1 pseudogene is annotated in these 299 nt (G+C 65.9%); it reads right to left on the bottom strand.

What is annotated here, in order from left to right:
• A pseudogene (locus GSY69_RS13945) lies at positions 1 to 299 on the bottom strand (DDE-type integrase/transposase/recombinase); the annotation flags it as partial.

Below are 299 nucleotides of genomic sequence, written 5' to 3'. Positions count from 1 at the left end.
GCGTAGGCCACCCGGGAGTGGTCATCGATGACAGTGTGGACGAATGCGGTGCCGATACGAGGTCGGTAGTCGTGGCCGCGCTCACCGGTGAGGCGGGCCTGGGCACGGGCGTTGAGCTTGCTCTGGCGCCGGGTGAGGAACTTGTGGCCGCCACCGTCGGGGATGTTGCCAAACTTCGTGACGTCGACATGGATCAGCGCCCCAGGGTGGTCGTGCTCATACCGGCGGATCGGTTCACCGGTGACGCGGTCGATACGGTTGAGTCGGTTGATCCGGCAGCGCACGAGCACCGCGTGAAC

Origin of the sequence: Brevibacterium rongguiense, from assembly GCF_009857845.1 — a bacterium.
In the GTDB taxonomy this organism is placed as follows: Bacteria; Actinomycetota; Actinomycetes; order Actinomycetales; family Brevibacteriaceae; genus Brevibacterium; species Brevibacterium rongguiense.
The sequence above is the reverse complement of the archived record's forward strand: the minus strand, read 5'-3'. Positions and strand labels throughout refer to the sequence as shown.